Genomic DNA, 11,339 nt, shown 5'->3' on the forward strand with positions numbered 1-11,339 from the left:
ATCAATCAGTTATTAATATTTCATAAATTAACTCATAATTATTAACAATATTTGAATCCGACTTTTCTCTATCAAATTGCTTACAATTTGACACCATTCTGTGATCTCTCCTTCAATTCTAGATCTTTCGTTAACTTACTTTTTGATCTTGCATAAAAGTATAAATAAGATAAATACCACCAATTCGAAAGCAAACGTAAAATAGGAGGAAGCAATGACTGTTTCCCGTAGAACTTTTATCAAAGGTCTTGCCGCCAGTGGGGCTGCAATCTCTGTTTCTACACCTGCTCTTGCTACTTCAGATGACTTTACAGCAAGCAAACGCACTCGACCAGAAAATGCACCTAACTTATTAATTGTTTTTCCTGATGAAATGCGAGCCCATGCTCTACAGTTTATGGGGGAAGATCCATCGATTACACCAAATCTTAATAAATTTGCCAAACAAGCCAAAGTAATGACACAAATGGCATCAAATTACCCTCTATGCTCCCCTTTTCGAGGCATGTTTATGACAGGTCAGTACCCTGTGCGTAATGGTATCACAGGTAATGCCCATGATTACGGTGGAAAAGTAGGTATTGACTTGTCTCCTTACGCAAAATGCTGGTCTGACATACTTAAATCCTTAGATTATAGCACTGGGTATATTGGCAAATGGCACCTTGATGCTCCCTATGAGCCTTTTATTGAAAGTTACAATAATCCAATGGAAGGTCGTTATTGGAATGAATGGGCTGCTCCAGATAGGCGTCATGGTTTTGATTTTTGGTATTCTTATGGTACTTATGACTTACACTTGAAACCGATGTATTGGGCAAACGATACACCTCGTGATAAACCGATTTATATCGATCAATGGGGGCCTGAACATGAAGCCGATATGGCAATCAAGTTCCTCAAAAATGAAAATAATCAATTTAGAGATAATTCAAAACCGTTTGCATTAGTGGTTTCAATGAACCCACCTCACTCTCCTTATGATCAAGTACCGAAAAAATACCTCGATGCTTATCAAGGTAAAACATCAAAAGAGTTAAATACACGCCCTAATGTACAGTGGGACAGTGAATATCAAGAAGGTTATGGGCCTCAATATTTCAAAGAATATATGGCAATGGTCAACGGTGTTGATGAGCAATTTGGTCGCATTGTCGATGAATTAGAAAAACAGGGCCTTGCAGATAATACTCTCGTCGTTTTCTTCTCTGATCATGGCAGTTGCTTAGGATCAAATGGACAAGCAACAAAAAATAATCCGTATGAAGAATCGATGCGTGTCCCTATGATGTTTCGCTTACCGGGTAAAATCAAACCAGGTTTTGATGATGCATTAATGTCAGCACCTGATATTTACCCAACTATTTTAGGGTTACTTGGTTTATCAGAATGGATCCCTGATTCAGTAGAAGGCACAGATCTTGCAGATAGAGTCATCACAGGCAAAGGCGACACAGCAAACTCTCAGCTTTATCTTTTTATTCCTTATGGTGAACCTTCATTCGGTAAACGAGGTGTAAGAACAAAAACTCATACTTTGGTGATAGATAGGCAAGATGGGCAACCATTAAAATATACTTTATATGACAATGTGAACGATCCATATCAAATGAAAAATATTGCCAAAGATAATATGCCTTTAATTGATAAATTAATTAAAGAAGAATTAACCCCTTGGTTAGAAAAAACAGGAGATTCTTGGAGAGCGACTGAGTTTATTACAGCGACAACGAATAAATTAAATAAAAAAATATCAATATGTGAAGAAAAATAATAAAAACATCTGCGCCATAACCTTATGGCGCTATATATAAACCTAATTCGCTAATATAAAAATCCTTTTAATAAAATAAAAGGAAGACGTCCTACATCTAAAAATAGATATAAATAAAAGCGAATAAAGAATTGGATATAGACCATGAACAAACTTCGTATTGTGCTTTTCTTACCTCTTTTTGGCTTAGCTTTAACTTCTTTTCATTCTCACGCAGCAACAGTTAATGCGATGTTCTCGTGGGAATCTGCTGATTATGATACATCGAATAACTATTCTGGTTATCGTGTTGATTTTAATATTAATCCAGACAAATCGAACTGGTATTTTGACGTCGGTTTTCGTCAGCGTGAACATGACAATAAAAATCGTTATCAGCGTTATGATTTACAAGGTAGTTATCGTTTTAAATTAAATAATGGTTGGATACAACCAGGATTAAAAATACGTCAAGATTTAACTAACTATGATAATGGTAGCCGTTTAACTATCGACTTTTATGAATCAAAAACAAATTATCAATTTCCTATTAATAAAGACTGGGTTTTAACCGGTAGTGTTTTGTTTGGATTACAAAAAAAAGAGGACAAACGAAGTAATGGCGTCACTAATACGGATTATTTAGGTTGGGAAATTGAACCCGGTATTCGCTACTTTATCACCCCGAATCTCAATACAACAGTGGCTTATTTTGATGGTGGAAAACAAGCAATAAGACATGAAGAGTATGATACAAAAGAAACAAATCACAACCAGCAATTACGTATGTATGTAAACTGGACGACACCTATCGGTGTTATTATTTCTCCCTCAATGCGTAAGTCTATTTTTGGAAAAATAGAAGACAGAACAAATAAAGGTGAATATATCGATAAAGATATGACTCGTTATACCTTACAAATGGCTTACCAAATATCTCCTCAATGGCGTGTTATGACAGAATATTATAATGAGCGTGTTGAGAATAAAAATAACGGCAGCAAGTCAACTCAAGATTATTTTAAAGTATCGGTAAGAGCAACTTTCTAATAATTAAAACCATATAATAGTCATAAGGTTATATCTCATGAAAAATAAAAATTTGTTATTTTTAAGTGCTGCTGTCCTTTCAGCTATATATGGCTCAGCCGTAGCGGCTGATTGCGATAGTACTTTAAACATTTGTGAAACCGTAAACATTAATAATGGCGATACAGCGCAAATAAATAAAGATGTTAATGTATCACAAGGTGACGGTGTAGTATTTAATGGCTCATCAACAGAATATAAAGCTCAAGCAATTACAAAAAACATTACTGTTACTGGTAATGGAGCAAATGCAATTAAAATAAATCAGGGCGCTACTTTTAGTAGTAATATTAATTTAAATGGCGCTAGTGAAAATGGTACAGCAATATTAGTTGAAGGTAACTTTCCTAAACGAGGAACAGGTGTTTATATTCGAGATGGCGCTATTATCAGAGGAAAAACCGCAGCGATTGATTTTAGCACTTTAAAAACAGGCTTTAGAAGTGATGTTAATGGCGAGATCCACGGTGATATTTTAGGGAATAATCATGTGGATACCAAAATCAATTTTGCTTATCAGGGAGGAGCACAAAATGCATTATTTGACGGCTATAAAATTACCGGTGTTCCTTTAATTGAAAACCATGGCAATTTAACTATCCAAGGTAAAGATAAAACCATTCAATGGGAAGGTAACTTCATGAATAAGGAAAATAGCCAGCTTATTTTCCGCCTTGATGATAATACCAATACTGATGAAACTATCTTACATGTTACCGGCGATGTCACCTTTAAAAAAGGTAGCCAAGCAAAACTTGATTTTAAAGGCACCAGTGTTGATAACATCATTAATAAAGATATTGTATTAATTGCTTCAGACTCGGCAATTAAAGATGAAGCGGGCATTACAGTGACTGATGCAAATGCCATAGCGCCAGATATTTCACCTTTATTAGAAAAAACAGATTCATGGTTAGAAACGACACCACCAAATATTAGCGGTGGTGTCAGTGGTAATCAATTAATTGCGCGTTATGGTATTAGCTATGAAGGGGGGGATAATTTTATTAGCGCTGCTGAACGTGGCAATGTCACAGAGAATGGATTAGCAGCAGCTAAATTTATTATTCCAACAGTATTAAATGAATTTAATAATACACGTAGCCAGATTTCAGATGAAGCATTAAGTTTATTAGTCGCCGCTGGTAATAATGATAATAATATTGCTGCACTATCAAATGATCTGGCGCCCATTGCTGACGGTAGTGATATTCAAGCAGGATTAATCATGGTTGAAGATATGCGCAACAATATTGCTCATCGCTACTTACGCTATGATAATCAGCTCCCCATTGAAGAAAGAGAAATAGGTTGGAATAGCTGGGCAAATATTCTGTACGGTTATGGTACGCAAAGTCAACAAGGTGGAATTAACGGCTACAATACTTATCGCACTGGTATTCAAATCGGTACTGATTATGAAATAAATCAAGATGCGCTAATTGGCGTTTCTTTAGCATATAACTACGCTAAAGCCGATGCTAAACAACGTAATGCAAGCAAAGAAATTAGCCATTTTGAATTTATGCCTTATGCCGGTTGGTATAGTGATACATTATTCTTAAACGGTAATTTAAATATTGGTTATTACACTGTCGATAGTGAGAGGGATATCGGTGGTAATACGGGATGGCAAGGAAATACCAAAGCAAAAGGTGACTACTCTGGTGTGCAATTAGGCTATCAGATTAACGCTGGCACCTATTTGGATTTTGATTTTATCCATATTAAACCGATGCTAACTTACCAATATCAATGGCTCAATATTGATTCTTGGGAAGAAACAGGCTCTACATTATCTATGCGTACTTATGGCCAACGCTACGCAGTTAATCAATTAGGTGGCTCTGTTGCTTTATGGAATGACTACCAAACCTCTTATGGCAAATTAACCCCTTCTCTTAACCTTCGTTATATCAAAGATATTGCAGGTAATAACGATATTAATCAACGCCACAGCCTTACCTATTTTAATACTGGAGGAAGCACCTTCGATATTAAAGGAAATACCGTTGGTGGTGACATCATTAGTGCTGAATTAGGTGCAAACCTTGATATTACCCAATCGTTAAATTTAGGTACAACAATGGGATATCAGCGTTATGACAAATTCAATGAAGGGCGTATCGGCTTTACTGTTAGCCAGCGTTTCTAAGGAGAAAATATAATGCCGATATTTCGTTTTACTGCGCTTGCAATGACATTGGGGTTATTATCAACCCCCTATCATGTTATTGCTGCCACCAGCAATCCTGCATTTGATCCCAATCATCTTATGCAATCAGAAATCTATCATTTTGCACAAAGTGATCCATTAGCTGATTTTTCATCAGATAAAAATTCAACACTAACTTTATCTGATAAACGTAGCATTATGGGAAACCAATCCCTTTTATGGCAATGGAAAGGTGGTAGTAGTTTTACTTTACATAAAAAGCTTATAGTTCCCACAGATAAAGAAGCCTCTAAAGCATGGGGACGCGCTTCTACACCTGTTTTATCATTTTGGCTTTACAACGAAAAACCTATTGATGGTTATCTCACTGTTGATTTAGGGGAAAAGCTCAATGCCACCAGCGAAGCCCAAGCTGGCTTTAAAGTAAAACTAAATTTCACTGGCTGGCGTGCTATTGGTATCTCTTTAAATAACGATCTTGAAAATCGCGAGATGACTTTAAATGCAACAAATACATCATCCGATGGTACTCAAGATAGTATTGGTCGCTCTTTAGGTGCAAATGTCGACAGCATTCGTTTTAAAGCCCCTTCTAATATCAGTCAGGGTGAAATCTATATCGACCGTATTATGTTTTCTATTGATGACGCCCGTTATCAATGGTCTGATTATCAAATAAAAACACGATTATCAGAGCCGGAAATTGAATTTCACACTGTACAACCTCAATTACCTGTAACACCAGAAAATTTAGCTGCGATAGATCTTATTCGCCAACGTCTTATCAATGAATTTGTTGGTGGTGAAAAAGAGACGAATCTTGCTTTAGAAGAGAATATCAGCAAGCTAAAAACGGATTTTGAGGCACTGAATATTCGCCCTCTTTCGGATGGAGGAATGCAAGGTCGACATCTTATCACCGATAAACAAACTATCATCTATCAGCCAGAACAGCTTAATTCTCAAGACAAGCAACTTTTTGATAATTACGTCATTCTTGGTAACTACACCACATTAATGTTTAATATTAGCCGTGCTTATGTGCTCGAAAAAGATCCAACACAAAAAGAACAGCTAAAACAGATGTACCTCTTGATGACCAAGCATCTATTAGATCAAGGATTTGTCAAAGGTAGTGCCCTAGTAACCACTCACCACTGGGGATATAGTTCACGTTGGTGGTATATCTCTACATTATTAATGGCTGATGCACTAAAAGAAGCTAATCTACAGACAGAAGTCTATGATTCTCTACTTTGGTATTCACGAGAATTTAAAAGTAGTTTTGATATGAAAGTTGGCGCAAATAGCTCTGATTTAGACTATTTTAATACCTTATCTCGTCAACATTTAGCGCTATTATTACTTGAACCCGATGATCAAAAACGTATTAACTTAGTCAATTCTTTTAGTCATTATATCACTGGTGCCTTAACTCAAGTACCACCGGGGAGTAAAGACGGTTTGCGTCCTGATGGTACGGCATGGCGACATGAAGGTAATTATCCCGGCTACTCTTTCCCAGCATTTAAAAATGCCTCACAGCTGATTTATTTATTACGAGAAACACCTTTTGCTGTAGGTGAAAGTGGCTGGAATAACCTAAAAAAGGCAATGATTTCAGCATGGATCTATAGTAATCCTGAAGTTGGCTTACCTTTAGCGGGAAGACACCCCTTTAACTCACCTTCCCTACAATCTATAGCACAAGGTTACTATTGGCTCGCGATGTCTGCCCAACCAGCGCCAGATAAACAGTTAGCATCTATTTATTTAGCAATTAGTGGTAAATCGCGAAATGAATCTCCCACTATTTTTGGTGAAGAGATAACGCCAGCGTCCCTTCCTCAAGGGTTCTATGCCTTTAACGGTGGTGCCTTTGGTATTCACCGTTGGCAAGACAAAATGGTGACATTAAAAGCCTATAATACCAATGTATGGTCATCTGAAATTTACAATAAAGATAACCGTTATGGCCGTTATCAAAGTCATGGTGTTGCTCAAATCGTTCGCAATGGCTCTCAACTTTCACAAGGCTATCAGCAAGAAGGCTGGGATTGGAATAGAATGCCTGGCGCCACAACCATTCATCTTCCGCTTAAAGAACTTGATAGCCCTAACCCACACACCTTGATGCAACGAGGTGAGCGAGGATTTAGCGGCACATCAGCCCTTGAAGGAAAATATGGCATGATGGCGTTTGATCTTCTTTATCCCGCTAATCTTGCGCGTTTTGATGCTAACTTTACCGCTAAAAAAACCGTCTTAGCGGCGGATAACCATTTAATTTTTGTCGGTAGCAATATTAATAGCAGCGATAAAGATCACCCTGTGGAAACAACGTTATTCCAACATGCTATTACGCCTGAGTTAAACACTATTTGGATTAATGGCCAAAAAATAGAAGGTTTTCCTTATCAAACTACGCTAAAACAAGGAGATTGGATAATCGATAGTAATGGTAACGGTTATTTAATTACTCAAGCAGAAAAAGTGAATGTCAGCCGCCAACACCAGACTTCGGCTGAAAATAAAAATCGTCAACCCACGCAAGGAAATTTTAGCTCCGCATGGATCGACCACGGTATTCAACCCAAAGATCATAGTTATGAGTACATGGTTTTCTTAGATGCAACACCGGAAAAAATGGCGCAATTAGCCGAGAAATTCCGTGCTAACAATGGGTTATACCAAGTTATTCGTAAAGATAAAGATGTACATATTATTTACGATAAACTCAGTCAAATAACAGGTTATGCATTTTATCAACCAGCAGTCATTGACGATAAATGGATCAAAAAAGTCGATAAGCCGTCCATTGTTATGACACATCAGGAAGGAAATATACTGACGGTGAGTGCTGTAACACCTGATTTAAATATGACTCGCCAAAAAGCGGCAACCCCCGTCACCATTAATGTGACAGTGAAAGGGAAATGGCAACCCACAGCTCAAGACAGTGAGGTAAAATATAACGTTTCTGGGGATAATACCGAACTTATTTTCACCAGTTACTTTGGCATTCCACAAGAAATTAAACTCTCTCCTCTCTCTTGATTAAACCTTTAAAGGAGCGCATTCGCGTTCCTTTTTTATTTTGCAGGAAATCTGATTATGCTAATAAAAAATTCTTTAGCTTATGCGATTACACTAAGTTTCTGCTTATCCTTACCCGCACAAGCATTACCTTCTCTTTCTCATGAACCTTTTGGCGATCTTTATCTTTTTGAAGATGAAATGCCAAATACCTTGAGCACCTCAAATGACCATCAGCTATCACTAAGTAAAGAGCATGCTAAAGATGGCGTACAGTCACTCAAATGGCAGTATCAACCCCAATCAACATTAACACTTAATAATGAAGTTAATTATCAAGATGATAAAAATACAGCAACACCACTCACTTTTATGATGTGGATTTACAATGAAAAACCACAGTCAACGCCCCTTACATTACAATTTAAACAAAATAATCAAGTAGCATTAAGTTTTAACACGGAACTGAATTTCACGGGTTGGCGAGGTATTGCAGTTCCTTTTCGTGATATGAAAGGCTCAGCAACAGGCAAATTAGATAAATTAGTCATTACTGCACCAGATCAAGCAGGTACGCTTTTTTTTGATCAAATAATTATGAGCGTACCTTTAGATAATCGTTGGCCTATTCCTGACTATCAAATTCCATATGTTAATAATGCAGTAAATACAATGGTGAGTAAAAATTGGAGTGCATTATTGATGTACGATCAAATGTTCACAGCGCATTATCCTACATTAAATTTTGCGACTGAGTTTCGTGATGATCAGCCTGAAGTGGCATCTATTTATCAACGTTTTGAATACTATCAAGGTGTCAGTCGTGATAAAAAAATCACCGCTGAAATGATCGACAAAAATTTAGCATTATGGAAAAAATTAGCCTTAGAACAACATGCTGATGGCTCAATAACCGCAAAAGCCCTTGATCATCCTAATCGCCAGAATTTTATCAAAGTCGAGGGGGTCTTTAGTGAAGAAACCCAAAAAGCATTACTTGATGCCAACATGCTAAGAGATGTAGGCAAAACGCTTCTTCAAACAGCGATTTACTTGCGTAGTCACTCCTTATCAGCAATCGATAGAAAAAAATTAGAAACGCTCTATTTATTAGGCACTCGTTACGTTCTTGAACAAGGTTTCACACGGGGGAGTGGTTACCAAATTATTACTCACGTAGGTTATCAAACAAGAGAGCTTTTTGATGCATGGTTTATTGGTCGCCATATTCTAGCAAAACATAATCTGTTAGCACCGACACAACAAGCCATGATGTGGTATAACGCAACAGGGCGCATATTTGAAAAAGATAATGAAATCGTTGATGCAAATGTCGATATTCTCAATACCCAATTACAGTGGATGATAAAAAGTTTATTGATGTTGCCAGATTATCAACAGCGCCAACAAGCCTTAGCACAATTGCAAAGTTGGCTAAACAAAACCATTCTTAGTTCTAAAGGTGTCGCTGGTGGCTTTAAATCTGATGGCTCTATTTTTCACCATTCACAACATTATCCAGCTTATGCCAAAGATGCATTTGGTGGCTTAGCGCCTAGTGTTTATGCCTTAAGTCATTCCCCTTTTCGTCTTTCATCACCAGCACATGCACGCTTAAAAGATGTATTATTAAAAATGCGTATCTATACCAAAGAAACACAAATTCCTCTGGTATTAAGTGGCAGACATCCTACGGGGTTACATAAAATAAGTATTGATCCCTTCAAATGGATGGCTCTTGCAGGTACGCCCGATGGTAAACAAGAGCTAGATACTACATTAGCAGCCGCTTATGCAAAATTAGCAAACAAAGATAGCTTTGAAGGTATTAAAGCAGAAAATGAACCGGTAGGTGCATGGGCAATGAATTATGCTTCAATGGCAATCCAGCGTAGAGCATCAATAACAGCGCCACAGCAAAGCTGGCTTGCTATCGCTCGTGGTTTTAGTCGTTATTTAGTGGGTAATGAAAGTTATGAGAATAACAACCGTTATGGTCGTTACTTGCAATATGGGCAACTTGAAATTATTCCTGCGGATTTAACTAAATCTGGTTTTAGTCATGCAGGTTGGGATTGGAATCGATATCCAGGAACGACTACGATCCACCTTCCTTATGATGAACTAGAAGCAAAACTAAGCCAATTGCCAAGTGCAGGCATAGAAGAAATGTTGCTTTCAACACAACGTTATTCTGGTGCCAATACACTAAATAATAACAGTATGTTTGCCATGAAATTACATGGTCACAGTAAATATCAACAACAAAGTCTAAGAGCGAATAAATCCTATTTCTTATTTGATAATAGAGTGATCGCATTAGGCTCTGGTATTGAAAATAATGATAAACAACATACAACAGAAACGACACTGTTCCAGTTTGCTGTTCCTAAGTTACAATCAATTATAATTAATGGTAAAAAAGTGAACCAACTCGGTACTCAATTAACCTTAAATAATGCCGATACATTAATTGATCCGGCGGGTAACTTGTATAAATTAGCTAAAGGGCAAACGGTAGAATTTAGTTATCAAAAACAATACTCTGTTGATGACAGAAATTCACAGCAAACAGAACAATTGTTTGCAACAGCCGTTATCTCTCACGGTAAAGCCCCTAAAAATGCAAATTATGAATATGCAATAGCCATAGAAGCACAAGATAATAAAGCGCCTGAATACACCGTATTGCAGCATAATAATCAACTTCATGCAGTAAAAGATAAAATCACGCAAGAAGAGGGATATGCTTTTTTTAATGCCACCGAAGTCAATTCATCTCAAGCTTTATTATTATCAAGTGATTCCCCCACTATGGTAATGGTAAAAAAACAAAAACAACAATTAACGCTAAGTATTGTTAATCCTGATTTAAATTTATATCAGGGTATTGAAGCTGACCAAATTGATAATAAGGGTAACCAGGTTGAAGTGAGTGTTTATTCTCGCCAATGGCTTACAGCCGATCCTCAACCAATAAGTAGTACAGTTACTGTAAAAGGGATTTGGAAATTAGCCACACCACAATTAGGTGTTAATATTAGATATCAAAATAGTAATACGCTAATTACAACAACGACTATACAAGCAATACCAATAACAGTTTATTTAATTAAGTAAAAGTCGTAACTTTTAAATTAAAGAGTCTCGATATAAAAAATCGAGACTCTTTTTATTTATAAATCAATTTAGCGAATCAATTATTTTATTTAAATAATAAGAAATCATATCTTCATTTATTATTGATAATAAATCTGTTGTCTCATTTTAATAATTTGTTATGCT

Annotated in this window: 5 protein-coding genes; all 5 read left to right on the top strand. The window is 36.7% G+C overall.

Features of this window, described 5'->3' with window-relative positions; all coding sequences use genetic code 11:
* The first annotated feature begins 214 nt into the window (after positions 1 to 214).
* The 5 genes from AACU98_RS01545 (at position 215) to AACU98_RS01565 (ending at position 11,174) form a co-directional block, all read left to right on the top strand.
* Positions 215 to 1,774 (top strand): sulfatase-like hydrolase/transferase, encoded by a 1,560-nt coding sequence (locus AACU98_RS01545; RefSeq protein ID WP_161735396.1) that lies wholly within the window; start codon positions 215 to 217, stop codon positions 1,772 to 1,774.
* 144 nt (positions 1,775 to 1,918) lie between these two features.
* Positions 1,919 to 2,803 (top strand): OmpG porin family protein, encoded by an 885-nt coding sequence (locus tag AACU98_RS01550; protein ID WP_004244192.1) that lies wholly within the window; start codon positions 1,919 to 1,921, stop codon positions 2,801 to 2,803.
* A gap of 37 nt (positions 2,804 to 2,840) precedes the next feature.
* Entirely contained in the window at positions 2,841 to 4,997 is a 2,157-nt protein-coding gene (locus AACU98_RS01555) for an autotransporter family protein (protein ID WP_161735398.1), read from the top strand.
* A 12-nt stretch (positions 4,998 to 5,009) separates the two neighbouring features.
* Positions 5,010 to 8,075 (top strand): chondroitinase family polysaccharide lyase, encoded by a 3,066-nt coding sequence (locus AACU98_RS01560; protein WP_012368258.1) that lies wholly within the window; start codon positions 5,010 to 5,012, stop codon positions 8,073 to 8,075.
* A 57-nt stretch (positions 8,076 to 8,132) separates the two neighbouring features.
* Complete coding sequence (locus AACU98_RS01565) at positions 8,133 to 11,174, top strand: chondroitinase family polysaccharide lyase (protein ID WP_036918856.1); 3,042 nt, start codon at positions 8,133 to 8,135, stop codon at positions 11,172 to 11,174.
* Positions 11,175 to 11,339 lie beyond the last annotated feature (165 nt).

It is taken from the genome of Proteus sp. G4380, assembly GCF_963885725.1.
Lineage (GTDB): Bacteria > Pseudomonadota > Gammaproteobacteria > Enterobacterales > Enterobacteriaceae > Proteus > Proteus mirabilis.